The 26693-nt window shown below is 66.5% G+C and carries 29 protein-coding genes and 4 tRNA genes; 6 read left to right on the plus strand and 27 right to left on the minus strand.

From position 1 onward, the window contains the following. Nucleotides 1-246 precede the first annotated feature (246 nt). The 13 genes from AB0M22_RS10445 to rplJ all read right to left on the minus strand — a co-directional run bounded on the left by AB0M22_RS10445 (nucleotide 247) and on the right by rplJ (nucleotide 12890). Nucleotides 247-966, minus strand: coding sequence for a hypothetical protein (locus AB0M22_RS10445; protein ID WP_364723416.1), 720 nt, complete (start codon nucleotides 964-966; stop codon nucleotides 247-249). 11 nt (nucleotides 967-977) lie between these two features. Continuing rightward, nucleotides 978-1715, minus strand: a complete 738-nt coding sequence (locus tag AB0M22_RS10450; RefSeq protein WP_364723419.1) for a hypothetical protein — start codon at nucleotides 1713-1715, stop codon at nucleotides 978-980. Nucleotides 1716-1744: 29 nt separating this feature from the next. Beyond that, nucleotides 1745-2986, minus strand: a complete 1242-nt coding sequence (locus AB0M22_RS10455; protein ID WP_364723422.1) for an MlaD family protein — start codon at nucleotides 2984-2986, stop codon at nucleotides 1745-1747. After that, nucleotides 2983-4176 (minus strand): MCE family protein, encoded by a 1194-nt coding sequence (locus tag AB0M22_RS10460; RefSeq protein WP_364724068.1) that lies wholly within the window; start codon nucleotides 4174-4176, stop codon nucleotides 2983-2985. Before AB0M22_RS10460 ends, AB0M22_RS10455 begins: the two co-directional genes overlap by 4 nt. A 41-nt stretch (nucleotides 4177-4217) precedes the next feature. Further along, entirely contained in the window at nucleotides 4218-5471 is a 1254-nt protein-coding gene (locus tag AB0M22_RS10465) for an MCE family protein (RefSeq protein WP_364723425.1), read from the minus strand. Between the two features lies 1 nt (nucleotide 5472). Further along, complete coding sequence (locus tag AB0M22_RS10470) at nucleotides 5473-6483, minus strand: MCE family protein (RefSeq protein ID WP_364723428.1); 1011 nt, start codon at nucleotides 6481-6483, stop codon at nucleotides 5473-5475. After that, nucleotides 6483-7559 carry an MCE family protein gene (locus AB0M22_RS10475; RefSeq protein WP_364723431.1) on the minus strand — a complete coding sequence of 359 codons (1077 nt, stop codon included), beginning with the start codon at nucleotides 7557-7559 and terminating at the stop codon, nucleotides 6483-6485. The genes AB0M22_RS10470 and AB0M22_RS10475 overlap by 1 nt, the downstream gene beginning before the upstream one ends. Continuing rightward, nucleotides 7556-8908 carry an MCE family protein gene (locus tag AB0M22_RS10480; RefSeq protein WP_364724070.1) on the minus strand — a complete coding sequence of 451 codons (1353 nt, stop codon included), beginning with the start codon at nucleotides 8906-8908 and terminating at the stop codon, nucleotides 7556-7558. The genes AB0M22_RS10475 and AB0M22_RS10480 overlap by 4 nt, the downstream gene beginning before the upstream one ends. Next, on the minus strand, nucleotides 8905-9669 hold the full coding sequence (locus AB0M22_RS10485) for an ABC transporter permease (RefSeq protein WP_223884852.1): 765 nt from the start codon (nucleotides 9667-9669) through the stop codon (nucleotides 8905-8907). Before AB0M22_RS10485 ends, AB0M22_RS10480 begins: the two co-directional genes overlap by 4 nt. Before the next feature lie 105 nt (nucleotides 9670-9774). Beyond that, nucleotides 9775-10569 (minus strand): ABC transporter permease, encoded by a 795-nt coding sequence (locus tag AB0M22_RS10490; protein ID WP_364723433.1) that lies wholly within the window; start codon nucleotides 10567-10569, stop codon nucleotides 9775-9777. 11 nt (nucleotides 10570-10580) lie between these two features. After that, entirely contained in the window at nucleotides 10581-11657 is a 1077-nt protein-coding gene (locus AB0M22_RS10495; RefSeq protein WP_150399751.1) for an ABC transporter ATP-binding protein, read from the minus strand. Between the two features lie 241 nt (nucleotides 11658-11898). Next, entirely contained in the window at nucleotides 11899-12279 is a 381-nt protein-coding gene (rplL, locus tag AB0M22_RS10500) for a 50S ribosomal protein L7/L12 (protein ID WP_364723436.1), read from the minus strand. Nucleotides 12280-12344: 65 nt separating this feature from the next. Then, entirely contained in the window at nucleotides 12345-12890 is a 546-nt protein-coding gene (gene rplJ, locus AB0M22_RS10505) for a 50S ribosomal protein L10 (protein WP_364723439.1), read from the minus strand. Between the two features lie 411 nt (nucleotides 12891-13301). On the opposite strand from rplJ, the gene AB0M22_RS10510 reads away from it, so the two are divergent. Further along, the gene (locus tag AB0M22_RS10510) at nucleotides 13302-14924 is read left to right on the plus strand and encodes an MFS transporter (protein ID WP_364723441.1); all 1623 of its coding nucleotides are present in this window, start codon (nucleotides 13302-13304) and stop codon (nucleotides 14922-14924) included. Here AB0M22_RS10510 and AB0M22_RS10515 read toward each other — a convergent pair. From AB0M22_RS10515 to AB0M22_RS10565, 11 genes are all read right to left on the minus strand, one after another. Next, entirely contained in the window at nucleotides 14917-15450 is a 534-nt protein-coding gene (locus AB0M22_RS10515) for an NADPH-dependent FMN reductase (RefSeq protein WP_364723444.1), read from the minus strand. The genes AB0M22_RS10510 and AB0M22_RS10515 overlap by 8 nt on opposite strands. Before the next feature lie 104 nt (nucleotides 15451-15554). Then, nucleotides 15555-16271 carry a 50S ribosomal protein L1 gene (gene rplA, locus AB0M22_RS10520; RefSeq protein ID WP_364723446.1) on the minus strand — a complete coding sequence of 239 codons (717 nt, stop codon included), beginning with the start codon at nucleotides 16269-16271 and terminating at the stop codon, nucleotides 15555-15557. A 76-nt stretch (nucleotides 16272-16347) separates the two neighbouring features. After that, nucleotides 16348-16782 carry a 50S ribosomal protein L11 gene (gene rplK, locus AB0M22_RS10525; RefSeq protein ID WP_150399757.1) on the minus strand — a complete coding sequence of 145 codons (435 nt, stop codon included), beginning with the start codon at nucleotides 16780-16782 and terminating at the stop codon, nucleotides 16348-16350. Between the two features lie 96 nt (nucleotides 16783-16878). Beyond that, the gene (nusG, locus tag AB0M22_RS10530; RefSeq protein WP_364724074.1) at nucleotides 16879-17589 is read right to left on the minus strand and encodes a transcription termination/antitermination protein NusG; all 711 of its coding nucleotides are present in this window, start codon (nucleotides 17587-17589) and stop codon (nucleotides 16879-16881) included. Between the two features lie 221 nt (nucleotides 17590-17810). Continuing rightward, a complete protein-coding gene (gene secE, locus AB0M22_RS10535) occupies nucleotides 17811-18197 on the minus strand; it encodes a preprotein translocase subunit SecE (protein WP_364723451.1) in 387 nt (128 codons plus the stop codon). Between the two features lie 29 nt (nucleotides 18198-18226). Continuing rightward, a tRNA-Trp gene (locus AB0M22_RS10540) sits at nucleotides 18227-18299 on the minus strand. A 226-nt stretch (nucleotides 18300-18525) separates the two neighbouring features. Further along, nucleotides 18526-19584 (minus strand): fused (3R)-hydroxyacyl-ACP dehydratase subunits HadA/HadB, encoded by a 1059-nt coding sequence (locus AB0M22_RS10545; protein WP_364724077.1) that lies wholly within the window; start codon nucleotides 19582-19584, stop codon nucleotides 18526-18528. Nucleotides 19585-19773: 189 nt separating this feature from the next. Next, nucleotides 19774-19944 carry a 50S ribosomal protein L33 gene (rpmG, locus tag AB0M22_RS10550; protein ID WP_150399758.1) on the minus strand — a complete coding sequence of 57 codons (171 nt, stop codon included), beginning with the start codon at nucleotides 19942-19944 and terminating at the stop codon, nucleotides 19774-19776. A 42-nt stretch (nucleotides 19945-19986) separates the two neighbouring features. Further along, nucleotides 19987-20062: transfer RNA gene (locus AB0M22_RS10555), tRNA-Met, on the minus strand. A gap of 89 nt (nucleotides 20063-20151) precedes the next feature. Next, nucleotides 20152-20224: transfer RNA gene (locus AB0M22_RS10560), tRNA-Thr, on the minus strand. Between the two features lie 213 nt (nucleotides 20225-20437). Continuing rightward, nucleotides 20438-20520, minus strand: a tRNA-Tyr gene (locus AB0M22_RS10565). A gap of 164 nt (nucleotides 20521-20684) precedes the next feature. Here AB0M22_RS10565 and AB0M22_RS10570 point away from each other — a divergent pair. After that, entirely contained in the window at nucleotides 20685-21176 is a 492-nt protein-coding gene (locus tag AB0M22_RS10570) for a YajQ family cyclic di-GMP-binding protein (protein WP_357385561.1), read from the plus strand. Between the two features lie 20 nt (nucleotides 21177-21196). Then, the gene (locus tag AB0M22_RS10575; RefSeq protein ID WP_364723455.1) at nucleotides 21197-21670 is read left to right on the plus strand and encodes a MarR family transcriptional regulator; all 474 of its coding nucleotides are present in this window, start codon (nucleotides 21197-21199) and stop codon (nucleotides 21668-21670) included. On the opposite strand, the gene htpX is transcribed toward AB0M22_RS10575, so the two are convergent. Both htpX and AB0M22_RS10585 read right to left on the minus strand, forming a co-directional pair. After that, nucleotides 21664-22545 carry a zinc metalloprotease HtpX gene (gene htpX / locus AB0M22_RS10580; protein WP_364723457.1) on the minus strand — a complete coding sequence of 294 codons (882 nt, stop codon included), beginning with the start codon at nucleotides 22543-22545 and terminating at the stop codon, nucleotides 21664-21666. The two genes, AB0M22_RS10575 and htpX, sit on opposite strands and share 7 nt — an antisense overlap. 82 nt (nucleotides 22546-22627) lie before the next feature. Further along, the gene (locus AB0M22_RS10585) at nucleotides 22628-23650 is read right to left on the minus strand and encodes a polyprenyl synthetase family protein (RefSeq protein WP_364723460.1); all 1023 of its coding nucleotides are present in this window, start codon (nucleotides 23648-23650) and stop codon (nucleotides 22628-22630) included. Between the two features lie 184 nt (nucleotides 23651-23834). On the opposite strand from AB0M22_RS10585, the gene AB0M22_RS10590 reads away from it, so the two are divergent. The 3 genes from AB0M22_RS10590 (at nucleotide 23835) to AB0M22_RS10600 (ending at nucleotide 26103) form a co-directional block, all read left to right on the plus strand. Then, a complete protein-coding gene (locus AB0M22_RS10590; RefSeq protein ID WP_364723462.1) occupies nucleotides 23835-25100 on the plus strand; it encodes a geranylgeranyl reductase family protein in 1266 nt (421 codons plus the stop codon). Nucleotides 25101-25179: 79 nt separating this feature from the next. Beyond that, complete coding sequence (locus tag AB0M22_RS10595; protein ID WP_364723465.1) at nucleotides 25180-25608, plus strand: helix-turn-helix transcriptional regulator; 429 nt, start codon at nucleotides 25180-25182, stop codon at nucleotides 25606-25608. Between the two features lie 57 nt (nucleotides 25609-25665). Next, nucleotides 25666-26103 (plus strand): VOC family protein, encoded by a 438-nt coding sequence (locus AB0M22_RS10600; protein WP_364723468.1) that lies wholly within the window; start codon nucleotides 25666-25668, stop codon nucleotides 26101-26103. Nucleotides 26104-26155: 52 nt separating this feature from the next. Here AB0M22_RS10600 and AB0M22_RS10605 read toward each other — a convergent pair whose 3' ends face one another. Beyond that, nucleotides 26156-26662, minus strand: coding sequence for a DUF2505 domain-containing protein (locus tag AB0M22_RS10605; protein WP_364723470.1), 507 nt, complete (start codon nucleotides 26660-26662; stop codon nucleotides 26156-26158). Nucleotides 26663-26693: the final 31 nt, after the last annotated feature.

Here is a 26693-nt window from a genome sequence, read left to right on the forward strand (position 1 = left end):
CAGGAGGCAGCCAGCGCAACGTCCAACCATACACCAACCGTCACGGGGGTGTCAACCTACCACCCGTGCGCACATTCACGTGGCTGGCGCGCCGTGTCCGAATCGCTGGCTGCGTCGAGGACGACGGGACGTAATGGAGCCACTGTGACAGCTGCCGCTGTTGTGAATAGCGTGACGGCTCCAGCGAAACTCGTCAAGTAGCGGCACCGACCAGGGCGGGTTGAGATCCACTGGGCCGCTGGAAGATCACTGGTCGACGATGTCGTTGGCGAGCCAGCGATCGCCCACCTTCTGCATGTGCAGCACGATCGGACCCGCGACGCTCTGCTGCGCGGCGCCGTTCTTGGTGGCACTGACCACCAGATTGACCAGCAGCTCGGCTCGATCGTTGGTGAGCAAGGTCACAGCGATCGGATCGGCCTTGGCATCGGCGCTGGTCTGGGCCTGTTTTACCGCCGAGATGGTGGTGTCGGCGTACTTGTCCAGATCGGCCAGCATCTTGCCGGTGAGGACCTGCTTGGCGGTGTCGCGGTAGCTGTCGATGTTCTTCACGTCGTAGGCGTAGACGGTCTTCAGCGCGTGATCGGCGGCCGCCCGCACCTCCTCGGTGGCCTTGTTGTCGACGAACGCCTTGTTCGAGTCGTCGACGCCCGGACGCGACGCGGCGACGGCCGCGAATCCGCCGAGCAGCAGCGCGGCGATGAGCAGGGCGGCGACCAGCGACCAGAACGAGCGGCCCGATTTCGGGGCGCCGGAGCCGCGGGCGAGCTTCTTACGCGCGCCCGCCGTCTTCTGCTGCTCGGGACGCTTGTCCTCGCGAGCCGGACGCGTCGCGGCGGGCCGGGTGGCGCCCGTCACCCGCGGCTTGCGGGCCGGCGCGCTGCGCGGCGCGGCGGCGCGGGCCTGCTGCTCACCGGACGGGCGGCGCTTGGACGTGACCCGGTTGATCGGCTTACGAGAGGTCATGGCTGGTTCTCCTACGATCCCGGCTTGGGCGCGGCGGGCGGCTGGTCGACGGGCGGCGCCTGCGGCGACTGGCCCTGGCCGCCGCTCAGCAGCACCGGCTGGCTCAGCGAGGAGATCTGCTCGGCCTTCCAGACGTCGCCGGTCTTGGTCACGTCGACGTTCCAGCTGTAGCGGTACTCGGCCGGCGGCTTGTCCTTGGCCAGCTCGGTCACCTGCAGCACGACCAGCGCGGACGCCTTGTCCTTCTCGCTGTTCAGCGTGGTGAGCGCGGAGCCGAGCACCTTCGAGGTCATGCCGGTGTTCGTCTGCTTGGCCAGCGTCTCGGCCTGGTCCTTGTTCTTGTTCGCCGAGTCGAGCAGCGCGCCGGTCATCGACGAGCGGGCCAGGGCGAGCGAGCCGGGGACGTCGTCGAGGTTCATCGACGTCATGTTGAGCGCGGCCTGGCGGGCGGCATCGAGCGCGGTGTCGCGGGCATCGGCGCGCGGGGCGTCGCTGACCGCCGAGCGGACCCAGCCGGTGCCGAACCAGATGGCCGCGACGAGGGCGACGATCAGCAGGCCGGCCGAGCCGACCAGCGCGACCGTGCGGACGAGCCCGCCGCGGTCGGAGTCGGCGGCCTGGCCGGGCGCCTCGACCGCGCGGTCGGCCGGAGCGTCAGCAACCACGTCGGAGGCCACCACGCCGTCGGCGGGGTCCGGTGATTGCTGCGGCTCGGTCGAATCGAGCTGCTTGGTCGAATCTGAGGTCACGCCAGCCACCCTAACGTCGTCGTTCCTGGTCACCGCTTCGGCGTAACTCCCATCAGGGTTGCCATCTGCACGGCGATCGGATTCAGGTTCAATCGATCCGGATCGGTCTTGGGGTTGGAATCCCAAGGCTGCACGACATTCGGATCGGCCAGGTCGGCCTTCGAGCCGCCGCGCACCGTGGTCGGGTTACCTTGCGGCACAGTGCACTTCGCGTCCTTGTTGAACGGGAACTCGTCGCGGGTGTCGTCGAAGTCCGGATTCTGCGCCTTCATCTGTTCGAGGATCCGCTGCGTTCCCTCGTAGCCGACGGTACAGGCCGGCGGATTGTTGGCCTCCAGCACGAGACCGAAGTGCGTGGTGCCGTCGCCGGGGGCGGTGGACGAGCCGCCGATGGACAACTGCGGCAGGAATTGCAGCAGCGGGCGGATCGCGTAGAACTTCGGCGAGATGGCCAGCAGCAGCTGGCGCAGGTTGCCGAGGTCCTGGGTGAGCGCGCCGCCGCTCTCGTGCAGCAGCGCGTCGATCTGCTGGCCCGCGTCGTTGCCGGTGCCGATCAGCCTGCGGATGTCCGGGTCGCTGGAGCGCAGCTGCGCGGTGAGCTGGTCCAGGCCGTCGCTGAACTCGCGGATGGCGCCGGACTGCTCGGCCTGGGTGCCGAGCGCGATCTTGCTGTCCCGGATCAGCTGAATGGTCTGCGGCAGCGTCTCGTTGAACGTGGTGGTGAACTTGTTCAGCGAATCGACGAAGACCTGCAGGTCGTCGCCCTTGCCGTCGAACGCCTTGCCGAGCTCGCGCACGGTGGTGTTCAGCGCCGCGAGATCGACCGAGCGGGTGAAGGTGTCGACGCTGGCGACCAGCTGTTCCACCGGCACCGGCGTGGTCGCCGAGGCGATCATCGAACCGTCGTGCAGGTACGGCGAGCCGTCGGTGTCCGGTTGCAGGTCGACGTATTGCTCGCCGATCGCGGAACGGTTGGCCACCACGGCCTTCGCGGACGCCGGAATCTTCGGCGAGCTCGAATCGACGATCAGGTGCAGCACCACGCCGTCACCGGTGAGTTCCAGCTCGCCGACCCGGCCGACCGGCACGCCGCGGTAGGTCACCTCGGCGCCCTTGTAGATGCCGCCGGTCTGCGCGGCCTGCACCTTCACCTCGTACTGACCGAGGCCGACCATGTGATCGAGCCGAATGTATTTGGCCCCCACGTAGACAACGCCGACCACGGCGACGATGACAAAAGCGATCAACTGCCAACGGACCAACTTGGTCATCGGGTTCCACCCACTCCCAATTGCTCCAGAATCGCCCCCACCGGATTGGGCGGCACGCCCGGCGCGGGCGGCTGCGCCATGTTCGGCGGCAGCGGCAAGATCGACACGGTCGGCCAGCCCGGCCGCGGTCCGTTGCCGTTGTAGTACGGGTTGGTCGGATTCACCGGCACCGGCGGCCCGATCGGCGGGGTGTACACCGGATCCGGTTTGCCCACACCGAGATTGCTCAGCGTGACGCCGATCTGCTGATCCACCGACAGCCAGGTGTTGACCGACCCGCCGAAGGTGGACTCCAGCGTCGAGTCGGGGAACGGATAGGTCGGGATCAGCGGCAGCGCGGTGATCAGGTCCGGCGCGGACTTGCCCAGCTCTTGCAGCGTCGGGCGCAACGAGGTCAGATCCCGGATCAGGTCGTCCTTGGAGTGATCGAGCACGTCGAAACCGGCCTGCCCCACCCGATCCAGCTGGGTGAGCAGCCCGACCAGCTGCGGTCGCTGCTCCTCCAGGATCTTCACACCCTGCGGCAGCTCGTCCAGGATCTTGCCGATCTGGTCGGTCTGCCTGCTCACCCGGCTGCTCAAGACGTCGAGACCGTCGAGCGCCCTGGTGATGTCGTCGACCTGGTCATCGAGGCCCTTGATCAGGATGTTCGCCTGATCGAGCAGCGAACGCACCCGGTCCTCGCGACCGCCGATGGTCTTGTTCAGCTCGGTCACGATCGGTTGCAGCTGCGCGACGCCACCGCCGTTGAGCAGCAACGACATCGCGCCGAGCACCTGCTCGATCTCGGTGGCGTGCCGGGTGTGGTCGACCGGGATCACCGAGCCGTCGGCGAGTTTCTTGGTCTCCGGCTCGGCGGCAGGCTTGGACAGCTCGATGAACTTCTCGCCCAGCAGATTCGACTGCCGGACCTCCGCCCGCGCGTTCGCGGGCAGATCAACCGAGGAGTTCACCACGGCCCGCACGGTGGCGGTCCACTGGTCCTTGCCGATCTTGATGTCCTCGACCCGGCCCACCGGCAGGCCCTCGACCTTCACCGCGGACTGCGGCACCAGGTCGAGTACGTCGTCGAACTGGATGTCGATGTACATCGGATGGTCGCCGACGTCGGCGCCACCGGGCAGCGGCACGCTGTAGATGCCGTCGGACGCACACGAGGTGACCAGGGCCGCGGTCACCCCGATGGCCAGCGCGGCACCGAGACCGCGTGTGACGGAACGGATTCGGCTACTCACCGCTCACCTCCCTGCGACGGCGGAAGCCGATCGGACGGGATGCCGGGCACCGTGCCCGGCACCGGAGCGCGCTGCTCGTTCTCCCCGCTGAGCACGCCGAACGGCAGGATCAGCGTCGGCGTCTGCACGCCGGCGGTGATCTGGTCGGAGATCTCCTTGCAGTGATCGAGGATCGGGCGCATCTGCCTGCCCAGCGCCTCGAACTGCGGATCGCCCGGCCGCAGCTTGGACACGTCGATCAGCCTGCACATCACCCCGAACGGGTCTTGCAGGTCGGTGAAGTTGGCGCGCATGTCGAGGGTGCCGGACTCGGCGTTGTGGATGTTGATCAGGTTGCTCAGCGCCAGCGGCAGCACAGGCAGCGCGGCGGCCAGGTCGTCGCGCTGATCCGAGAGCGTCTTGGTCAGCGTGACCAGGCCCTCGGCATTGCTGGCGATCAGGTCGCGGTTGTTGTCGATGAACCGGGCGACGTCGCCGAGCGCGACCGAGAGCAGGTTCAGCGCGGCGCCGAGGTCGCTGCGTTCACTGGCCAGGAAGCTGGACAGGTCGGCCAGTTGGACGTTGAACTGGCGCACCTGCGCGTCGTTGTTGGCCAGCATGGTGACGAAGTTCTGCAGGTTCTTGACCGTGTCGAAGATGTCGCCGCGCGCGTCGGACAGGTACTTGGCCGCCTTGGACAGCTGGGTGAGGCTGTTGGCGAGCGCCTCGCCGTTGCCGTCCAGGTTCGCCGCTCCGGTGCGCACCAGCTGGTTGACCGCGCCGTCCTTGTTGGCGCCGTTGGGGCCCAACGCATCCGAGAGCTCGGTAATGCTCTTGTAGAGCTGGTCCACCTCGACCGGGGTCACCGTGCGGTCGCGCGGAATCGTCGCGGTGCGCGGCATCTTGTCCCCGCCGGTGTAGACCGGGGTGAGCTGGATGTAGCGGTCGGACACGATGGACGGCGTGATCTGCGCGGCCCTGGCGTCGGCGGGGATGTCGAAGGATCGATCGACGCTCATCACGATCTTCACCTGATCGCCTTGCGGCTCAACCGAATCCACCTTGCCGACCGGAACGCCGAGCACCCGCACGTCGGAGCCCTCGTAGATGCCGACCGAGCGATCGAAGTAGGCGGTGATCTTGGTGGTGGTCAGCCGATCGACCGTCCACCACAGCACCCCGGCGGCGACTATCGCCACCACCAGCACGAGCGCGATGGTGATCTTGGTGCCGCGCCCCGAATTGCGCAGCGCCTGCAACCGGTCCGCCATGTCAGTTACCTCCCATGTTGCGGATCGGCGGACGGGCGCCGGGGATCTCCGGCAGCGCGGGCGGGATCAGGTTGACGATCACCGCGTCGAACCAGCGGCCGGTGCCGAGCACGTTGGCGTAGATCCCGTAGAACGGGGCCGCCAGCTCCAAGGTCTTGGAGATGTTCTGCTGGTTGGCATTCAGCAGATCGATCGAGCCGCGCAGGTTCTTCAGTGCCGGGCCGATCTGCTCCTCGTTGTCGTGCACCAGCGCGGTGAGCTCCGCGGACACCGTCTTGGCGCCGGAGAGCAGCTGCGCGATCGACTGCTGGCGAATGTTGAGCTCGGCCAGCAACTGCCCGCCGTTGGCCAGCAGCCGCTCGAACTCCGCGTTGCGGTCGGCCAGCACCTGGGTGGTCTGCCTGGTCGCGGCGAACAGCTTCTTCAGCTCCTCGTCCCGCTTGGCCAGCGTCTCCGACAGCCGGGCCACGCCGTCGATCGAGCCGCGCAGCTCCGGCGGCGTGGTGGCGAACGCGTCGGAGAGCACCCGCATGCTGGTGGCCAGCTGGGCGGTGTCGATCTGGTCGATGTTCTTCGCCGCGTCGGTGAACGCGTCCACCACGTCGTACGGAGCGACGGTGCGGGACAACGGAATCCGGCTCGCCGGGTCGGCGGCGCGGGAGCCCTTCGGGTCCAGCGCCAGGTACTTCTGGCCGAGCACGGTCTTGATCTGGATCGAGGCAGTGGTCTCGCTGCCGATCCAGGCGTCCTGGGTGCGGAAGTCGACGAGCACCTTGGGTCCGTCGAGGCGCACGTCGGACACCGAGCCGACCTTCACGCCCGCGATCCGGACCTCGTTGCCCTTCTTCAGGCCCGCGGCCTCGGAGAATTCGGCGGTGTACTTGGTACCCGCGCCGATGATCGGCAGCCGGTCCAGGAAGAACGCGGACACCGTCACCAGCAGCACCATGGCCAGGCCGAGCACGCCCATGAAGACGGGGCTGCGGCGTCCGAGCAGAATCCGGTCGTCCATCAGCGGGCCTTCCCGGAGCAGCGCGGCGCGGCATTGGTGTAAATCGGCTGGTTGATCGTCGGCAGTCCGGCGGGCAGGTTCAGGTTCGGGGCGTCCGCCGTGCCCGGCCCGACGACGATGTCGATGCCGCACAGATAGAACTGGAACCAGGAGCCGTAACTGCCGACCCGGCCGAGCTTTTCCATCTTGATCGGCAGGTTGCGCAGCACGTCGTTCACGTCGTCCTGCCGGTCGTTGATGGTGCCGGCCAGCTGGCTGAGCCCGGCGATCGAGCCCTGCAGGGTCGGACGCACCGGGACGAGCAGATCGGCGGTGGCGGAGGCCAGGTTGCCCAGCGAGGTGACCGAGCGACCGATCGTGTCGCGTTCCGCGGACAGGCCGCTGACCAGCGCCTCGGTATTGACGATGAGCTTGTCGAACTGGTCGTCGCGCTGGTTGACCGTGTCGAGCACCGCGGTCAGATTGCGCACCAGTTCACCGATCACCGCGTCCTTGTCCGCGATCTTGTTGGTCAGGTTCGCGGTGGTGGCGACCAGGTCGTGGATGGTGCCCTGCTCGCCCTGGAACACCTGGATGATCTCGAAGGACAGCTTGTTCACGTCGTCCGCGGTCAGCGTGCGGAACAGCGGACGGAAGCCGTTGAACAACGTGGTGAGGTTGAGCGCGGGGTTGGTCCGCTCCAGCGGAATCGTGCCGCCCTCGTTGAGCTTTCGGCCCTGTTCGCCGGTGCCCTGCTCCAGCGCGATGTAGCGCTGGCCGACCAGGTTGCGGTAGCGGATGCTCGCGGTGGTCGAGGCGGGCAGCCAATTGCGGTCGGTGAGTTCGAAACTCACCTCGGCCAGGCGCTTGTCCACGATCGCGATATTGGTGACCTTGCCGATCCGCACACCCGCGACGCGTACCTCGTCCCCCTTGTTCAGCGAGGTGACATCGGTGAACCGAGCCTTGAACTTGGTGCCGTCGCCGCTGTAGTTGGCGATCGACAGCGCGAGCACCGTCGTCGCGAACAAGGTCACGACGACGAAGATGATCAGCTTGGTGAGCGGGCCACCGAGGCCGCGGAGTTTCTGCTTCATCGAACGCTCACCTCGCTGCCACGGAACGCGGGCGCGCCGGCCCTGGTCACCCAGCTCGGCACCTGGTCGGGCGCAACGCCATTGGCGGCGCCGTAGATCGCGCCGAGCGACTGCTGCTCGACCGGCGACCCGGCGATGGTCGGCACGCGACCGGCCGGGTAGACGCCGAACTGCGGCGGCGACAGCTTGCCGGTCTCCAGATCGCCGGTGTTGCGGCTGGGCACCGCGTAGGAACCGTCGTTGTTCGCGCCACCGGTGTACTGGCCGGGGTCGACGCCGAGCGGCTTCTCCGGAATGCACCACGGGCCACGGTCGTCCAGCCAGCGCGGCTCGTCCTGATTGGGCAGGTATTTGCCGCGCGGGTTGGTCAGCTCGATGCTCACCCGGGTGCCCGGATTCTTGGTGCCCTTGCCGAGGATCTCGTCGATGCGCGGCTTGAGCTGAGCGAAGTTCGCCATCACGCACGGGAAGGTCGGCGAGTAGGTGGCGAGTTGCTCGAGCAGCGGGCGGGAGTCGGCGGACAGGTCGATGATGTTGTCCCGGTTGGCCACCAGGAAATCGGCGCTGTTCGAGGAGGCGGGGGTCAGCACCGCGTAGAGCGAGTCGATGTCGAAGCGCCGTTGCACGATGGTCGCGTTGGTGGTCCGCAGGTTGTCCAGCGCGTTCACCAGCTGCGGCGCGGCGTCGGCGTAGGTGGCGGCCACCTCGGCGAAGCTGCGCAGGTCCTCCTGCAGGTCCGGCAGCACGCCGTTGACCTGACGGAAGATGTTGTCCAGCTTGTCCACGCTCTCGCCGAGCGCCAGGCCCTGACCGGACAGCGCCTGCGACAGCGCGCCGAGGGTGGCGGCGAGGTCCTGCGGCGGGATCGCCTGCAGCAGCGGCATCAGGTCGTCGAGCAGCTTGCTCAGCTCGATCGCGTTGCCGCTCTTGTCCTGTTGCAGGGTCACCCCGTTGGTCAGGTGGTTCGCGCTGCGGTCGGCGGGAATCATCAGGTCCACGTACCGCTCGCCGAACAGCGTCTTCGGCAGCAGCCGCGCGGTCGCGTTGGCGGGGATCTGGCCGGCCTTGTCCGGCTGGATGGCGAGATGCAGGGTCACCTTGCCGTTCTCGGAGTTGCTCGACCGCACATCGCCGACGGTGATGCCGCGAACCTTCACGTCCGCGTTCTTGGTGAGCGCGTTGCCCACGCTGTCGGTGACCAGGTCGACGTCGACCGTCTTCACGAACTGCTTGTTGTAGATCGCGATGGTTGTCGCGAGAAACAGCGCGACCACCACGAAGAACGCGATGCCGAGCACCCGGATGCGCAGCTTCTCGGTCGACCGCCAAGCCTGCACACCGCGGGTCATCCGGCCACCCGCACCGTCGTCGTGGTTCCCCAAATAGCCAGGCTGAGGAAGAAATCGAGCACGTTGACCAGCACGATGGCCGCGCGCACCGCGCGACCCACCGCGACGCCGACGCCGGCCGGTCCGCCGGTGGCGTGGAAGCCGTAGTAGCAGTGCACCATGATGATCACGAACGCGAACACCAGCACCTTGACGAACGAATAGAGCACGTCTTCAGGTGGTAGGAACAGGCTGAAGTAGTGGTCGTAGGACCCGCTGGACTGCCCGTTGAACCAGATGCTGATCATCCGCGAGGCCAGGAACGTGCCGAGCAGGCCGACGATGTAGAGCGGGATCACCGCGAGGAAGCCGGCGATCACCCGGGTGGTGACCAGGAACGGCACGCCGGGCACCGCCATCACCTCGAGCGCGTCGATCTCCTCGGAGATCCGCATGGCGCCGAGCTGCGCGGTGAAACCACAGCCCACCGTCGCCGACAACGCCAAAGCCGCGACCAGCGGCGCGATTTCGCGAGTGTTGATGTAGGCGGTGAGGAAGCCGGTCAGCACCGAGCTGCCGAGCGCGTCCAGCGCCTTGAAGCCCTGCAGGCCGACGACCACGCCGACCGACCCGGACATGAACACGATGACGCCGATGGTGCCGCCGATCACCGCGAGCGCGCCGCTGCCGAAGGTCACCTCGGCGAGCAGCCGCATGACCTCCTTGCGGTAATGCACGGCGGTGCGCGGGATCCAGGCGATGGCGCGCGTGTAGAACGACATCTGCTCGCCGGCCCGATCGATCACCTTCAGCGGTGAGCGCGCGATGCTGCCCGCCCGGCGAAGCGATTTGGCGAGAGCGGGGTTGCGGTACTGGGTGGCCACCGGTCAGGTGCCCTTGGCCGGGACGACCTGCAGGTACACCAGGGTGAGAATGAGGTTCACGAAGAACAGCACCAAGAACGTGATCACCACGGATTGGTTCACCGCTTCACCTACTCCCTTCGGGCCACCCTTGGGGTGCAGACCCTTGTATGCGGCGATCACACCGGCTAACAGACCGAATATCAGCGCCTTGAACTCGCCGATCCACAGGTCCGGCAGCTGCGCCAGGGCGGAGAACGAGGCGAGATACGCGCCGGGCGTGCCGCCTTGCAGCAGCACGTTGAAGAAGTAACCGCCCGCGATGCCGACCACCGACACCAGGCCGTTGAGCAGCAGCGCCACCACGGTCATGCCGAGCACGCGGGGCACGACCAGCTTGTGCACCGGATCGACGCCGAGCACTTCCAGCGCGTCGATCTCCTCACGGATGGTGCGCGAGCCGAGGTCGGCGGCGACCGCCGACCCGGCCGCGCCCGCGATGATCAGCGCCGTGACGATCGGCGCCGCCTGCTGCACGGTGGCGAGCACACTGGTTGCGCCGGTGAAGGATTCGGCACCGAGCTGTTTGATGAGCGAGCCGGTCTGCAGCGCGACGACCGCGCCGAAGGGAATAGCGACGAGTGCGCTGGGCAGGATCGAGACACTCGCGATGAACCACGACTGCTCGATGAACTCCCGCCACTCGAACGGCCGGCGAAACGTCTTGCGCAGCACGTCCACGAACAGCGCAAAGATGTTGCCGGCCTGGCCAAACCCCGACTCCAGTGGAGTCCGCAATCGCGCCAGGGAGGAATTCACGATCGCAGATGTTACCCGTTAGTTGTGTTGTGTCGAGTAGTGGTCTCGTACGCGCCGCCCTGGTAACCACCCAGGTCGCTGTTGTTGTACGCGAGCACCTGCGTCTCATCGTTCTGATCAAGTGATTCGCGAATCGCGGTCTGCGCAGCGTGCGGCAGGGTGTGCATGATCTCGCGGACCCGCTCCTTGCGGCGATTAACTGCCTGCCGGACCGGCATGCCGGGGGTCGCCTGCATCTGCGGGATGATGCCCTCGACCTCTTCGGCGCCGCCGTGGTGGTGGCCGCCGTCGAACATCGCTTGCTCGCGCGCCATCTGGGCCTCGTCCTTCTCCTCGGACATGCCGATCGGGCCCTGCATGCGTCCGTTGAGGAACTGCTTCACCACGGGCTCGTCGGAGGTCAGCAGGACCTCGCGCGGGCCGAACATGACCAGCTGGCGGCGGAACATCATGCCGATGTTGTCCGGCACGGTGCGGGCCAGGTTGATGTTGTGCGTGACGATCAGGATCGTGGCGTCGATCTGCGCGTTGATGTCGATCAGCAGCTGGCTGATGTAGGCGGTGCGCACCGGGTCGAGGCCGGAGTCCGGCTCGTCGACGAGGATGATCTGCGGGTCCAGCACGAGGGCGCGGGCCAGCCCGGCGCGCTTGCGCATACCACCGGAGATCTCACCGGGCAGCTTGCCTTCGGCCCCGAGCAGACCGGTCAGCTCCAGCTTCTCCATGACGATCTTGCGAATCTCGGATTCCGACTTCTTCGTGTGCTCACGAAGCGGGAACGCGACATTGTCGAAGAGGTTCATCGAGCCGAACAGCGCGCCGTCCTGGAACAGCACGCCGAAGAGCTTGCGGATCTCGTAGAGATCCTTGTTCGAGCAGGTGGTGATATCGGTGTCGCCGACGAAGATCGAGCCGCGCTCCGGGCGCAGCAGGCCGATCAGCGACTTCAGAAAGACCGACTTGCCGGTACCCGACGGGCCCAGCAATGCGCTGACCTCGCCGGTCGGCAAGGTCAGGGAGACATCCTGCCAAATTCGCTGGGATCCGAAGGACTTCGTAATACCTTCGGTTCTGACCTCGACGCCCACGCCAACCTCCACAATTTCTCAGCGAGCTGCCCACCAGCTAACCGCGTGCTCGGTCTCGCGGTGTGTCACGTCACAGTGGGTCGGGCCACTGTATCTCAAGAGCGAGACGGGGCACACCCCAACCTGACTGAAGAGTAACCCCGTTTCATTCGCTATTTCCGCATTGTTGGTGCAGGTCGCCACAAATAGCAAACGGGCGGCCCCCAAAGAGGGGACCGCCCGTCGGCGATTCGGTACGGAATTACTTGACCGACACCTTGGCGCCGGCATCTTCCAGCTTCGCCTTGGCAGCCTCGGCGGCATCCTTGGCAACCTTCTCCAGGATGGCCTTCGGCGCGCCCTCGACGAGGTCCTTGGCTTCCTTCAGGCCCAGGCCGGAGACGATCTCACGGACCACCTTGATGACCTGGATCTTCTTGTCGCCCGCACCCTCGAGGATGACGTCGAACTCGTCCTGCTCTTCGACGGCGTCCGCAACGGCGCCCGGGCCGGCCGGACCGGCGACGGCGACCGGAGCGGCAGCGGTGACCTCGAACTTCTCTTCGAACTTCTTGACGAAGTCCGACAGCTCGAGCAGGGTCATGTTGCCGAAGGTCTCCAGCAGTTCGTCAACGTTGGCCATGATGTTGTTCCTTTCGGTAGTTATTCGCTATGAGGGCGACGCGCACGCGAATCACCCGCACGGGGTTATTCAGCGGCGGCGGTTTCGCCACCGGTTTCGGCCTGCTTCTTCTCCACGAGCGCGGCGGCAAGGCGAGCCACCTGCGACGCGGGAGCGTTGAACAGACCGGCGGCCTTCGCCATGTTGCCCTTCATCGCACCGGCCAGCTTGGCCAGCAGGACCTCGCGGGACTCCAGGTCGGCGATCTTCTCGACCTCGGACACGGACAGCGGTGCGCCGTCCATGTAGCCGCCCTTGATGATGAGCGCCTTGTTGTCCTTCGCGAAGGTCTTGAGGGCCTTCGCCGCGGTAACCGGCTCACCACTGATGAAGGTGATCGCGGTCGGTCCGACGAACAAGTCGTCCAGGCCCTCTACGCCGGCCTCGGCGGCAGCGCGCTTGACCAGGGTGTTCTTGGCGACGGAGTACGTGGCTTCGGCGCCGAGCGCGCGACGCAGTTCGGTGAGCTTGCCGACCGACAGACCACGGTATTCCGTGACAACGGTGGCAGTCGAACTCTTGAACTGCTCCGCGATCTCCTCGACCGCAGTGACCTTCTCGGGTTTTGCCATACTTCGCCTCCTCTCTGATGGTCGGTTCGAAACGAGCTACCGATCAGGGGACGGCGACAAAACAAACGCCCCGGACGCAAGGCGTTCCGGGGCGCACAAATAACTCACGGCCTCGGTTCTCCCTGCGTGGGCCGCCGGCAATGTCGCCGGACCTTCGACCGAACCCATGCGGGCTCGACGACCAACGGTCTTCGGTAGAACGGATTGGGTAGGAATCGAACTAGTCGATAACTGTTGTCCAATGTACCTGGACCACCCCCCAACTGCCAAAACGGGGTGCCCCCGAGGGGAATTGGGACCATTCGGCGGCCGATTCGATGTGTCTTGCGACACAGTCACCCTATTGATGTGGCCGAGATCGCCGCCTGAAGGTGTTACCAACGGTGACAGTTACTGTTTGACTGCTCAACTATGGCAACCTCCATAGTCGATCCACCGGTGCTGCTGGAACGACGTAACCAGCGCTTTCTCGCCTTGGCCGTGATCTGCCTCGCCGAGCTGCTAGTCGTCCTGGACAACACCATCGTGAACGTCGCGCTGCCCTCCATCGGGGTGCAGTTGCGCACCGGCGTCAGCGGCCTGCAATGGGTCGTCGACGCGTACACCCTCACCTTCGCGGGCCTGTTGCTCGCGTTCGGCAACCTCGGCGATCGACTCGGCCGCCGCCGGGTCATGATGGTCGGCCTGGTCGGCGTCGGCGCGATGTCGGTGGCCGGCGCGCTGTCCGGCTCGATGGGCGGGGTGATCGCCGCGCGCGCCGCGATGGGCGTGTTCGCCGCGGCCGTGTTCCCCGCGACGCTGGCGCTGATCATCAACATCTTCCACGACAAACGCGAACGGGCCCTGGCCATCGCCGCGTGGACCGCGATGGCCGGCTTCGCCATCGCGATCGGCCCGATCTCCGGCGGCTGGCTGCTCGAGCACTTCACCTGGCATTCGGTCTTCTGGATCAATGTGCCGCTGGCGCTGGTCGCGCTGGTGGCGACGCTGCTCTGGGTGCCGGAATCGCGTTCCACCAAGGTCGGCCGGCTCGATCTGCCCGGCATCGCGCTGTCCATCGCGGGCATCACGCTGGTGGTCTGGTCCATCATCGAGGCGCCGCGATTCGGCTGGCTGTCCACCACCACGGTGGGCACCGGCGCGCTCGGTATTGTTCTGCTCGTCGCCTTCGTCATCTGGGAATTGCGCACTCCCGCACCGATTCTCGATATGGCGCTGTTCCGCAATCGGCGATTCTCGATGCCCGCCTTGTCGATTGCGATCTGCTACTTCTCGATGTTCGGATTTCTTTTCCTCATCACCCAATATTTCCAAGGGGTGCGTGAATACACGCCGCTCGAATTCGGTATCGCCTCACTGCCTTTCGCGTTCTCGGTGGCGATCGGCGCACCGATCGCCACGTTGCTCGCGCAGCGATTCGGGCCGACTCCGGTCATTGTGATCGGCCTGCTGAGTACCGGGCTCGGGCTGTATCTGGGCGGTCAGGTGACGGTGGACAGCCCGTATGTCACCGACGTGCTGCCCGCCATGGTGTTCATGGCGCTCGGCGTCGGCATCGTCCAGGGACCGGCCACCGAATCGATCATGGGGTCGCTGCCGCTCAACGAGGCGGGCGCCGGATCCGCGGTCAACGACACCACCCGGGAGATCGGCGGCACCCTCGGCGTCGCGGTGCTCGGTTCGATCGTGGCGTCGTACTACACGACCAGGATCGCCCCGCGCATCGACGCCCTGCCCGCCAACCTGATGAGCGAGAACGAGCGGGGTCTGGTGAAGTCCAGCCCGCTCAGCGTGCTGGAGATCCGCAAGCGCCCGCTCCCCCAGTTCTTCGAGAGCCAGCGCGAAAACCTCATCGTCGCCATGAAAACGGCCGCGCTGGAGGGCTCGCACGCCGCGTCGCTGGTCGCGGCGGCCGCGGTGGTGGTGTGCGCGATCGTGGTGGCGATATTCCTGCCGTGGGGCGCGCCGGAGGGCGAGTCGGTCCTACTCGCCTGGCGGAAAGAGGCGGAACCGCAGGAGGATTCGGTCAGCTGACCGTGGCCCTGGCCACCAGCTTGTTCAGCGCTTCGACTGCGCCGCTGCGGAATTCGGCGGTGGTGACCAGGCCGTCCGGTCCGACCGCTTCGCGGCCGACCGGCAGCCTGGCACCTCCGTCAGGATCGATGTCCGCGCCGACGTAACCGAGGACGAGGGCCAACGTCGCGGCGGCGCCGTCACCACGGCCGAGGGCGGCCACGTTGATCCAGGCGGTCGGCTTCTCGTACAGATCGGCATTGCCGACGGTCCAGTCGAGCAGGTTCTTCAGGCTGCCCGGCAGCGTGCCCGCGTACTCCGGGGTGCAGAACAGCACCGCGTCGGCCTGCGAAAGCTGCTCGCGCAGCGCGAGAACCGACGGATGCCCGGTGCCGTCATCGTCCGGGTCGAAGGCGGGCAGTGCGGCCAGGCCGTCGAACCAGCGCGCGTCCACGCCGTCGGCGGCCAGCGCCTGCACGGTGCGCAAGGCGGCGGAATTGGTCGAAGCACTGCGCGTGCTCCCGGAGATGAGCAGGACAACCGTCACGTCAGGGCCAACGACGCCGCGCCCGGAATTAGTCCGGCCCCACGAACGAGTAAGGGCGGGAACGCGATTCGCGTTCCCGCCCTTATCGACGTGCTAGGTGCTACTTAAGACGCATCCTCGTCGAGGAGGTTGCGGGTGCGGTTCGGGTCCACCGGGATGCCCGGTCCGGTGTTCGTCGAAACCGTCACCTTCTTGACGTAGCGGCCCTTGGCGGTCGACGGCTTCACGCGGAGGATCTCCTCCAGCGCGGCGCCGTAGTTCTCCACCAGCGCGGCATCGGCGAAGGAGGCCTTGCCGATGACGAAGTGCAGGTTGGCCTGCTTGTCGACGCGGAAGTTGATCTTTCCGCCCTTGATCTCGTTGACAGCCTTGGTCACGTCGTTGGTGACCGTGCCCGTCTTCGGGTTCGGCATCAGGCCACGCGGTCCGAGGACACGCGCGATCCGGCCGACCTTGGCCATCTGGTCCGGGGTGGCGATCGCGGCGTCGAAATCGAGCCAGCCGCCCTGGATCCGCTCGATCAGGTCCTCGGCGCCGACGGCGTCCGCACCGGCGGCCTCGGCCTCGGCGGCCTTCTCGCCGGCCGCGAACACGATGACGCGGGCGGTCTTACCGGTGCCGTGCGGCAGGTTGACCGTGCCACGAACCATCTGGTCCGCCTTGCGGGGATCGACGCCGAGACGAACGGCGACCTCGACGGTCGCGTCGGTCTTGGTGGTCGCGGTCTCCTTGGCCAGCCGCGCCGCGGCGAGCGGGGAGTACAGCGCGTCGCGATCGACCTTCTCGGCCGCGGCGAGATACGCCTTGCTTCGTTTTGCCATGATTCTCTGTCCTTAGTTTCTGGTTTCAGCCGTGGTTATCGGGCCTGGCCGGCCCTCCCACCTGGAGCGAGGTCGCTCAGCCTTCGACGGTGATACCCATCGAACGCGCGGTACCCGCGATGATCTTGGCCGCCTGGTCGATGTCCTTGGCGTTCAGATCTTCGGCCTTGGTCTTGGCGATCTCCCGGACCTGGTCCATGGTGATCTTCGCGACCTTGGTCTTGTGCGGCTCAGCCGAACCCTTCTGCACACCGGCGGCCTTGAGCAGCAGCCGAGCGGCGGGCGGGGTCTTCAGCTTGAAGTCGAACGAGCGATCCTCGTAGACCGAGATCTCGACCGGAATGACGTTGCCACGCTGCGACTCGGTCGCGGCGTTGTACGCCTTGCAGAACTCCATGATGTTCACGCCGTGCTGACCGAGCGCGGGACCCACCGGAGGGGCGGGGTTCGCCTGGCCGGCCTGGATCTGAAGCTTGATGATCCCGGCGAGCTTCTTCTTCTTGGGGGGCATCTTTCTTTCCTAGGTGTCTGTTTTCCTTGCTCTTTGCAAGTCCTGGTGAATCAACCCGTGACCCGGGTCGATTCATTCCGTCGGGGACGGAACGTCTTAGATCTTCGCGACCTGGGTGAAGCCGAGCTCCACCGGGGTCTCGCGGCCGAAGATCGACACGAGCACCTTGAGCTTCTGCTGCTCGGCGTTGACCTCGGAGATGCTGGCGGGCAGCGTCGCGAAGGGGCCGTCCATCACGGTCACCGACTCGCCGACCTCGAAGTCGACCTCGATGGTCGGCTTGGACACCGACTCGGTGGACGACTCGGACGAGCCTGCACCAGCGGCGGCCGGAGCCTTCTTCTGCTGGGCGGCGGGAACGAGGAACTTCACCACGTCGTCGATGGACAGCGGCGACGGGCGCGAGGTGGCACCGACGAAACCGGTGACACCGGGGGTGTTGCGCACCGCGCCCCACGACTCGTCGTTGAGTTCCATCCGGACCAGGATGTAGCCGGGCAGCACCTTGCGGTTGACGTTCTTGCGCTGGCCGTTCTTGATCTCGGTGACCTCTTCGGTCGGCACCTCGACCTGGAAGATGTACTCCTCGAGGTCGAGGTTCTGCACGCGGGTCTCGAGGTTGGCCTTCACCTTGTTCTCGTAACCGGCGTAAGAGTGGATGACGTACCAGTCACCGGGGGCGCGACGCAGCGCGGACTTCATCTCGGCGACCGGATCGGCGGGTTCGGCATCGATCGGGGCGGCCTCGGCAGCGGCTTCCGCCTCGTCGGACTCCGACTCGGAGTCGACGGAGCCCTCGGAGTCCACGTCCTCGGAGTCTTCGACGGTCGCGGCGTCTTCGGTCGTGGGATCCACCACCGCGTCCTCGACCGGGAACTCTTCGTTTGTGTCGTTCTCCGGGGTGCTCACTGGGGCACTCGCTTCCTGTGTCGTCACGTACATCCTCTGCGTGCCGGGGCCGGGCGCGCGGCGGAACTACTTCCGCCCGGGTCCGCCCCGGAGATCGGCCGGCGTCGGCTCGCTCTGCTCTAGCCGAACAGCCAGTTGACACCCTTGATGAACGCCACATCCAACCCGCTGATGAACGCGACCATGAAAATCACGAACACCAGAACAACGCTCGTATAGGTGACCATCTGCTTCCGGTTGGGCCAGATCACCTTGCGCAGTTCCGCGACTACTTCACGCAGGAACTTGATCAAACGCTTGAACGGATTACGCGTTCCGCGTTCGGCCCGATCGGTCTTGGCTGCCTTGCGCGACGTGGGTCGATCCAGAGTGGCGATCGAACCGGTGTCGGATGACGCGCTACGGGTCCGCCGTGCGGTTCGCTTACCACTCGGACGAGCTACCCCGGCGGTGTCATCGCCGTCGTCGGTCGCATGTGCGCCCAGGCGATCTTCCCGCTCGCTCACGTCGATCCTTTCGTCGCTGGCATCCAGGGCAGGGGCGACAGGACTTGAACCTGCAACCTGCGGTTTTGGAGACCGCTGCTCTGCCAGTTGAGCTACGCCCCTTCGGTTGGATCCGTGTAGGCCGTCCAACCACTGTTCGGTATTCAGTTGTGCAGTTCTGGTGTCACATAACACGCGCGCTGCTTGGCAGTTGCCGATCCCTTCGGCGAATCCTCACGAACTCGCCCGGAACCGGCTCTACAGAGCAGCGCGCAACGGCTGGTGACCCCAGAAATCTGAGTGTACGTTACCGTCCGCGTCGTTTGCCAATCAGGGTCAAGCGACCAGGTCAGGCGAGTTGGACGGTAGCCGTCGCGCGCCCGAAGATCTTGCGCCCCGCCGACTTCGCCACGATGGCGATGACCGCGGTCCGCGTCTCCGGATCCACGGACTTCACCTTACCGGTGTACTCGATCTCGGCGGCCTCATCCGTCCCCACATAGACCGGGCTGGTGAAGCGGACGTTGTATTCCTTGACCGCGCCGGGATCGCCGAGCCAGGAGGTGACGAAGCCGCCGCCAAGGCCCATGGTGAGCATGCCGTGCGCGACCACGTCCTCGAGGTCGACCAGCTTGACCACCTCGTCGCTCCAGTGGATCGGGTTGGCGTCGCCGGAGACGCCGGCATAGTTCACCAGGTCGCCACGGGTCAGCCGGACGATCCGAGTGGGGAGCTCGTCGCCGGCCGCGATGTCGTCGAAGCTGCGCGCGCGCTTGCTCGCCGCGACCTCGGGCACCTTGGCGGCGACCACCGGGGTGGGCACGTTGGCGCGGGGGCGGTGATCCGGGGCGTCCTCGCCGATGCCGTGCATCAGCACGTTGCGCACGACGTCGTTGAGGTTCGGGTCGATGTCGCCGCCGCTGCGGCCGATCAGCGTGGTGTAGGTGGTGAGCACCAGCTCGTCGTTCTGCGCGGTGACGATGTTCTTGGTGACGATGATGTCGCCGCCGAACGCCTGCCGGAACGAGTGCAGGTAGACGTCGCAGACCAGCTGGTCGCCGACCCGGATCGGCCGGTGGAATTCCAGGATCTGGTCGGTCTGCAGGATCTGGCTCAGGTCGTAGCCGGTGACAATCTGCTCGAAGAGCTTGCGCTGGGCCAGAATGCCGACCAGGGAGATGAAGGTCAGCGGCGCGAGCAGGCCGTCGTAGCCGTACTCCTGCGCGAGGTCCTCGTCCCAGTGCACCGGGTGGTAGTCCTGCACAGCGCGCGCGTATTCGCGCACCTTCTCGCGGCCGACCTCGTAGTAGTCGTCGACGCGGTAGTGGTGACCCACCATCGAGGCCGCGTGTGCTGCGGGGTCGAAGGACTCGACCGCCTGAACCGCTTCGTCTGTACCGGTGTTGATTGTCACGGGAGGACTGTACCTATCTGACCCCGAGGCCCGGAGTCGGCGGAGCGTCTACTACCGCGCTACTCGACCATGAAATGCGTCAGGGCCGGACAAACGTCCGGCCCTCGCACTGTCACGATCCAGATTGCCGAGAGCGTTCAGGCTCTCGACGCCGATCCACGCGGCAGCATCACGCGTGGCGGACTAGCGGGATTCTTTATGTCCCCGGTGCGTACCGCAGTTCGGGCAGAACTTCTTGAGTTCCAGCCGATCCGGGTCGTTGCGCCGGTTCTTCTTGGTGATGTAGTTGCGGTGCTTGCACTCTTCGCAGGCCAAGGTGATCTTTGGCCGGACATCGGTGGACTTCGCGGCCACGATATTCCTTCTTTCGGGTCAACCAGTTGGTCTGATCGGTTTTGGTAGCGATGGCCGGACTTGAACCGGCGACACAACGATTATGAGTCGTTTGCTCTACCGACTGAGCTACACCGCCACGGGGTCGCATTGCTGTAGTGCCGCGCCCGGCCCCACCAGAGTGGAACTATATGCGATGCCGAGTCGGTCACTACCGGCAATCCGGCGAGCCCCCTAACGGAATCGAACCGTTGACCTTTTCCTTACCATGGAAACGCTCTGCCGACTGAGCTAAGGGGGCATGACTACTTCCGCACCAGGCTCCGAACACCCGACCCCGGCGCGGCGAAGTCTTGAACGAGGTTACACACCTAAGGGTCAGAGCTCCAAACCGGGTGGTCAGACGCCTTTTTCGGCGGGCGATCCGGCATCTGGCGCACACCGGGGCCGCCGGCCGGGGGCCGACAACGAAAAACCCCCGCGGATCAGAACTTCGATCCACGGGGGCTTCCGGTGGCAGATGTAGGATTCGAACCTACGTAGGCTTTCGCCGACGGATTTACAGTCCGCTCCCATTGGCCGCTCGGGCAATCTGCCGTGCACTGAGTGCGGAGAGCAGAATACATCGCACCCGCACCCTGAATGCAAACCGGCTGGCCATCGGCCGTGCGGCGGGACTACCGTCGCGCTCCGGGGTACAACTAACGGTGACCGATCAACCGGTCGAGCGAGCAGCGGGACCGCCAGGACAGGAGCGAAGTGTGGCCGATTCGTCATTCGATGTCGTCAGCAAGGTCGAACGTCAGGAGGTCGACAACGCGCTGCATCAGGCGGAGAAGGAGCTGACCACCCGCTACGACTTCCGCAATACCGGCGCGGCCATCGAGTGGTCCGGCGAGGACAAGATCGTGCTGACCGCCGAGGCCGAGGAGCGGGTCAAGGCGGCGCTGGACGTGTTCAAGGAGAAGCTGATTCGCCGCGACATCTCGCTCAAGGCGTTCGACGCCGGCGAGCCGGTGGCCTCCGGCAAGACCTACAAGATCACCGGAACGCTGGTGCAGGGCATCGACACCGAGCACGCGAAGAAGATCACCAAGAAGATCCGCGACGAGGGCCCGAAGGGCGTGAAGGCGCAGATCCAGGGTGAGGAACTGCGGGTGAGCAGCAAGAAGCGCGACGACCTGCAGGCCGTCATCTCGCTGCTGAAGGGCGAGGATTTCGGCATCGCCCTGCAGTTCGTCAACTACCGATAGCGGGCTCGCGAGCTCCGGCGATGTCGACCGAACAGCAGCGGGCCGGGCTCGGCGTCGACGAGGGGATCCGCACCCTGCTGCTGCTCATGCCACGGGTGGTCGGGCGCGCCAAGCGATTACGGGTTCCGGACGAGCTCCGGGAGTTCTCGCTCGCGCCCCGGCACCTGTCGCTGCTGGCGATCCTGGTCTTCGAGGGTCCGAAGACGGTGAACGACCTCGCCGCGCGGCTGGAGGTGGCCCCGACGACGGTGAGCCTGATGGTCGGCGAACTCAGTCGCAGCGGGTTGCTGGAACGCACCACGGACGATCGCGATCGTCGCCGCGCATTCGTGGGAATCGCTGCGGCACATGAGGATTCGATCAACGAATGGCTCGGCGGCAGCGCCCGCGCGTGGCGCAGGGTGCTCGAACCGCTGACCCCGGAACAACGCCGGTTGTTCGTCGACACCTTCCGCGCGTTCGAGGAGGAGCTGGCGGGCGAACACCCTCAGTAATCCTTTGGGCCGCCGGCCATTTCCTCCAGCCGGGCGATGCGCTCGGCCATCGGCGGATGCGTGGAGAACCAGCGAGCGGCGCGCTCACCCGCGCGAAACGGGTTGGCGATCATCAGGTGTGACTGAGCGGTCAATTGCGGCTCAGGGGGCAACGGGGCGGCTTGCACGCCGCGCTCCAGCTTGCGCAGGGCCGAGGCGAGCGCGAGCGGGTCGCCGGTGAGTTCAGCGCCGGACTGGTCCGCCTGGAATTCGCGGGAGCGGGAGACGGCCAGCTTGATCAGGCTCGCGGCGATCGGGCCGAGCAGCGAGATGAGCAGCACGCCGAGGATGTTCGGGCCCCCGCCGTTGCGGTTGCCGCCGAACGCGGAGGCGAAGTAGGCGAGGTTGGCCAGGCCGGAGATGACCGCGGCGAGCGCGCCGGCCACCGAGGAGATCAGGATGTCACGGTTGTAGACGTGCGACAGCTCGTGGCCGAGCACCGCGCGTAGCTCGCGTTCGTCGAGGATCTGCAGGATGCCGCTGGTACAGCAGACCGCGGCGTGCCGGGGACTGCGGCCGGTGGCGAAGGCGTTGGGCGCGTTGGTCGGGCTGATGTAGAGCCGCGGCATGGGCTGGCGGGCGGTGGTCGCCAGTTCACGCACGATCCGGTAGATCACCGGCGCTTCCAGCTCGCTGACCGGCTGCGCGTGCATGGCCTTCAACGCGAGCTTGTCGCTGTTGAAGTACGCGTACGCGTTCATGCCGACGGCCAGCACGATGGCGATGATCAGGATCGTCGGGCTGCGGAACAACGCGCCCGCGACCACGATCAGCGCCGACAGGCCGACCATCAAACCGAACGTCTTCAGCCCGTTCGCATACCCGTGCCCGTGCATACGTCTCCTTTGCCCACTCCCCGATCGTTGAGTGTTGACAACAGGTCAACGATAGGAGCACGAACCAAAGTTCCTGCTCAACTCAGCCGACACGCTCGATGGTGTAGCGCACCAGGTGCTCGAGGGCGTCGTTGGCCGGGCCTGCGGGCAGGTTCGACAGCTCGGCGTAGGCGATGTCGGCGTAGCCCTGCAGCTTCTCCTTGGCCAGCACCATGCCGCGGGAGCGGGCGAGCAGATCCAGGGCCTCGTCCACCTCCGCGTCGGTCTGCAGCGGGTGGGCGAGCAGTTTGCGCAGCCGGTCGCCCTCGGCGCCGTCCTCGCGCAGCGCGTAGAGCACCGGCAGCGTGTGCACGCCCTCGCGCAGGTCGGTGCCGGGCGTCTTGCCGGACTGCTCGGCGGCGGAGGAGATGTCGATGATGTCGTCGGAGATCTGGAAGGCGGTGCCGACCGCGTCGCCGAGCCGGGCCAGCCGCTCGACGTGGTCGAGGTCCGCGCCGGAGAAGGTGCCGCCGAAGCGGCCGGACGCGGCGATCAGCGAGCCGGTCTTCTCCCAGACCACGCGCAGGTAGTGCTCGACCGGGTCCTGGGATTCGCGCGCGCCCATGGTCTCGCGCATCTGGCCGGTGACCAGCTCCGCGAAGGTTTCGGCGATGATCCGCACGGCGTCCGGGCCGAGGGTCGAGGTGAGCCGGGAAGCGTGCGCGAACAGGTAGTCGCCGGCCAGGATCGCGATGTTGTTGCCCCAGCGCGAATTCACGCTCGGTGCGCCGCGGCGCATGGTCGCCTCGTCCATCACGTCGTCGTGGTACAGCGTGGCCAGGTGCACGAGTTCGACCACGGTGCCCGCGGTGATCAGCGCGGGATCGGTCGGGCGCGGGCCGAGCTGGCCGGTGAGAATGGTGAACAGCGGACGGAACCGCTTGCCGCCGGCCTTGGCCAGGTGCAGCGCCGCCTCCTGGAGGAATTCCTCACCGTCGGACAGCTCGGTGACCAGGAGCTTTTCGACCTCTTCCAGGCCGTTGCGCACGGTCGCCGCGAGTTCGGCGTCGACGAGGTCGACCCCGGCCACCACCGTGCTCTCGTCCTTCACAGCCGATGTGCTCATTTCTTCTCCCACCGATCCGTCCGACCCCACGATAGAGAACCTAGCGTGTCCCCAGCCGATGGCCCATGAACACCATCACTATGCGGTGTATCAGACACTTTTGCACAACGTCGCCCGCGTGCCTCGGCGCGCCCGCGTCGCCCGCCGTCGACACGAACAAGATTGCCCTGCAAGTATTGAGCGCATGGGTTCACCGGATGTCACCCCCGCGGGCGGGGACGCGCTGCCCGCCAGGGCCGAGGTGCTGGTCGTCGGCGCGGGCCCGGCAGGCTCGGCGTCCGCGGCGTGGGCCGCGCGGGCGGGCCGCGATGTGGTGCTGCTCGACTCCGCCGTCTTCCCCAGGGACAAGACCTGCGGCGATGGGCTGACCCCGCGCGCGACGGCTGAACTGGAACACCTCGGTCTCGGCGACTGGCTGCGCGCGCACACGGTCAACCACGGCCTGCGGATGACCGGCTTCGGCCGGGAGGCGCTGCTGCCGTGGCCGGCCGGTTCCTTCCCGACCTACGGAAGTGCCGTCCCGCGAACCGAACTCGACGACAAGCTGCGCGAGACCGCGATGAAGTCCGGCGCGCGGATGATCGACGGCACCAAGGTGGTCGATCTCACCCGCGACGGCGACCGGATCACCGGTGTGATCGTGCGGACAGCGACCGGGAACCACACCATCGAGTGCGCGACGCTGATCGTCGCCGACGGCGTGCGCTCGCCGATCGGCCGGCTGCTCGGGCGCACCTGGCATCGGCAGTACGCGTACGGCACGGCCGCGCGCGCCTACATCAAGTCCGGCCGCAGCGACGATCAGTGGATCACCTCGCACCTGGAACTGCGCGACGCCGACGGCGAGCTGGTCCCCGGCTACGGCTGGGTGTTCCCGCTCGGCAACGGCGAGGTCAATATCGGGGTCGGCTCGCTGGCCACCGAGAAGCGCCCGTCGCACATCGCGCTGAAGCCGCTGCTGGAGCACTACACCAAGCAGCGGTTCGACGAGTGGGAGTTCGAGGGCTCGCTGCGCGCGGTGGCCTCGGCGCTGTTGCCGATGGGCGGCGCGGTGTCGAATGTGGCGGGGCGCAATTGGGTGCTGGTCGGCGATGCCGCGGGCTGTGTGAACCCGCTGAACGGTGAGGGCATCGACTACGGCCTGGAGGGCGGGCACATGCTCGCCGAGCTCCTCGACGAGCCGGACCTCACCCGCATCTGGCCCGAGCTGTTACGCGCGAAGTACGGCCGCACCTTCTCGGTGGCGCGGCGGATCGCCGGGCTGGCCACCCATCCGCGGATGGTGCCGATCGGCGGGCCGCCGGTGATGCGGTCGAAGTACTTGCAGCGCACGGCGGTTCGGGTGATGGGAAATCTGGTCACCGACGAGGACGTCGATCTGACCGCGCGCGCGTGGCGGGCGGCCGGGCGGATGTCGATGCGCGCAGACCAGCTCGCCCCCTTCGCCTGACCGCTCGGACCTGCGGTTTCGCCCGCTCGGGCGGTACGCTGAGGTCGGCCTTGCCCGCGCGAGGAACAGGTGATCGGTCATGGGCGGACAACAAGCAGGCGGACTGCCCGCGTTGTACCTGCTGCCGCATCTTCGGCGGGCGCGCGATCTCGCGGATCGTCGCTATGCCGACCCGCTGCGTCTGGATGAATTGGCCGCTGCCGCAGGGGTGTCCAAGTATCACTTCCTGCGCGCGTTCGCCGCGGTCTACGGGCTGACGCCGGCCGCGTATCTGGCGGAACGGCGGATCGAGCGCGCACAGGATCTGCTGCGGTCGTCCAATGTGACGGTGACCGAGGTGTGCATGCTGGTCGGCTACAGCAGCCTCGGCTCGTTCAGCAGTAAATTCCGGCAGCTGGTCGGTGTCACGCCGTCGGAGTACCAGGCAAAATTCGCCGACGGGGCGCCGCGCATTCCGGGGTGTTATGTGTTCATGCACGGCCTCAGCGATCGCCGGCGCGACGGCTGATCGGATCCCGCAATTTCGGAGAAGCCACCCGGCAGCAACCGCCCATAGCCTGGTCGCATGACATCGATAACGAACGTCTCCTTGGTCACCGTCTACGTCACCGACCAGGACGAATCGAAGCAGTGGTACCTGGACAAGCTGGGGTTCGTCGAGGTCACCGACATCACCATGGGCGACAACGGGTTCCGCTGGCTGACCGTCGCGCAGCCGGACCATCCGGAGCTCGAGGTGACGCTGATGGTGCCCGGCCCGCCGCTGGACGACAACCTGGCCGACGCCATCCGCCGCGCGCTCGCCAACGGCACGCATGGCGCGCTCGGCCTGCGCACGGAGAATTGCCAGAAGACCTTCGAGGAACTCACCGCGAAGGGCGTGGAATTCATTCAGCCGCCCGCGGAACGGCCCTACGGCACCGAGGCGATCATCCGGGACAACTCCGGGAACTGGCTGGTGCTGGTGGAGCAGAAGGAATACTCCCCCACGGATTTCACATAGTCCGAGCCCCCGCCGTTCCGGCGGACACCGGAACGACGGGGCGGGACGGGGATCAGGCAGTCGCCTGCGCGGCGACCCACTCCTCGACGAACGTGCGCTCGCTGTTGAGCACCCGGTGATGCAGCTGCTCGGCCAGCGGCTCGATGGCTCCGCCGACCACCGGCACCTTGACCTGCACGGTGCCGACCACCTCGATCTCGGAGCCCTCCGCGGTCGAGCGCATCTCGTAGGTGCCCGACATCTCGGTGCCGATGCCGGTGGTCTCGCCCTCGAAGGTGCCCTTGGCGACCTCACCGATCAGGGCCTGCCAGTTGTCCGTGCGGGCGAGCGTGAGCTGGCTCTTGAGCACCTTGCTCACCACGCTGGGAATCTTGTCTTCCGAGGCCTTTTCGGTCATATGGATGCGGATGGTGCCCTCGCCCTCGGGGTGCGAAAGGTCCAGGGTTGCGGTCTCGGCGTCGGCGAAACGCGCCTGCCAGACCTTGTCGTCGGTAAGTGCCCGGTGAAGATCTTCGACCGGGACGGCATAAGGCACGGTGAAGCTGAATTTTCGGGACATGCGCGACACCGTATCGGAGACGGTCAGTAGG

The sequence above is a fragment of the Nocardia sp. NPDC051756 genome (assembly GCF_040681495.1).
Lineage (GTDB): Bacteria > Actinomycetota > Actinomycetes > Mycobacteriales > Mycobacteriaceae > Nocardia.

Bases quoted from the DNA above. Each gene is read 5' to 3' on its own strand.
- AB0M22_RS10485 (WP_223884852.1), bottom strand. From the start codon at position 9,669: ATGTCGTTCTACACGCGCGCCATCGCCTGGATCCCGCGCACCGCCGTG.
- AB0M22_RS10475 (WP_364723431.1), bottom strand. From the start codon at position 7,559: ATGAAGCAGAAACTCCGCGGCCTCGGTGGCCCGCTCACCAAGCTGATC.
- AB0M22_RS10585 (WP_364723460.1), bottom strand. From the start codon at position 23,650: ATGAGCACATCGGCTGTGAAGGACGAGAGCACGGTGGTGGCCGGGGTC.
- AB0M22_RS10465 (WP_364723425.1), bottom strand. From the start codon at position 5,471: ATGGCGGACCGGTTGCAGGCGCTGCGCAATTCGGGGCGCGGCACCAAG.
- AB0M22_RS10470 (WP_364723428.1), bottom strand. From the start codon at position 6,483: ATGGACGACCGGATTCTGCTCGGACGCCGCAGCCCCGTCTTCATGGGC.
- AB0M22_RS10605 (WP_364723470.1), bottom strand. From the start codon at position 26,662: ATGTCCCGAAAATTCAGCTTCACCGTGCCTTATGCCGTCCCGGTCGAA.
- rplL (WP_364723436.1), bottom strand. From the start codon at position 12,279: ATGGCCAACGTTGACGAACTGCTGGAGACCTTCGGCAACATGACCCTG.
- AB0M22_RS10480 (WP_364724070.1), bottom strand. From the start codon at position 8,908: ATGACCCGCGGTGTGCAGGCTTGGCGGTCGACCGAGAAGCTGCGCATC.
- AB0M22_RS10600 (WP_364723468.1), top strand. From the start codon at position 25,666: ATGACATCGATAACGAACGTCTCCTTGGTCACCGTCTACGTCACCGAC.
- htpX (WP_364723457.1), bottom strand. From the start codon at position 22,545: ATGCACGGGCACGGGTATGCGAACGGGCTGAAGACGTTCGGTTTGATG.
- rplA (WP_364723446.1), bottom strand. From the start codon at position 16,271: ATGGCAAAACGAAGCAAGGCGTATCTCGCCGCGGCCGAGAAGGTCGAT.
- AB0M22_RS10510 (WP_364723441.1), top strand. From the start codon at position 13,302: ATGGCAACCTCCATAGTCGATCCACCGGTGCTGCTGGAACGACGTAAC.
- AB0M22_RS10575 (WP_364723455.1), top strand. From the start codon at position 21,197: ATGTCGACCGAACAGCAGCGGGCCGGGCTCGGCGTCGACGAGGGGATC.
- AB0M22_RS10595 (WP_364723465.1), top strand. From the start codon at position 25,180: ATGGGCGGACAACAAGCAGGCGGACTGCCCGCGTTGTACCTGCTGCCG.
- AB0M22_RS10590 (WP_364723462.1), top strand. From the start codon at position 23,835: ATGGGTTCACCGGATGTCACCCCCGCGGGCGGGGACGCGCTGCCCGCC.
- AB0M22_RS10445 (WP_364723416.1), bottom strand. From the start codon at position 966: ATGACCTCTCGTAAGCCGATCAACCGGGTCACGTCCAAGCGCCGCCCG.
- rplJ (WP_364723439.1), bottom strand. From the start codon at position 12,890: ATGGCAAAACCCGAGAAGGTCACTGCGGTCGAGGAGATCGCGGAGCAG.
- rplK (WP_150399757.1), bottom strand. From the start codon at position 16,782: ATGCCCCCCAAGAAGAAGAAGCTCGCCGGGATCATCAAGCTTCAGATC.
- AB0M22_RS10455 (WP_364723422.1), bottom strand. From the start codon at position 2,986: ATGACCAAGTTGGTCCGTTGGCAGTTGATCGCTTTTGTCATCGTCGCC.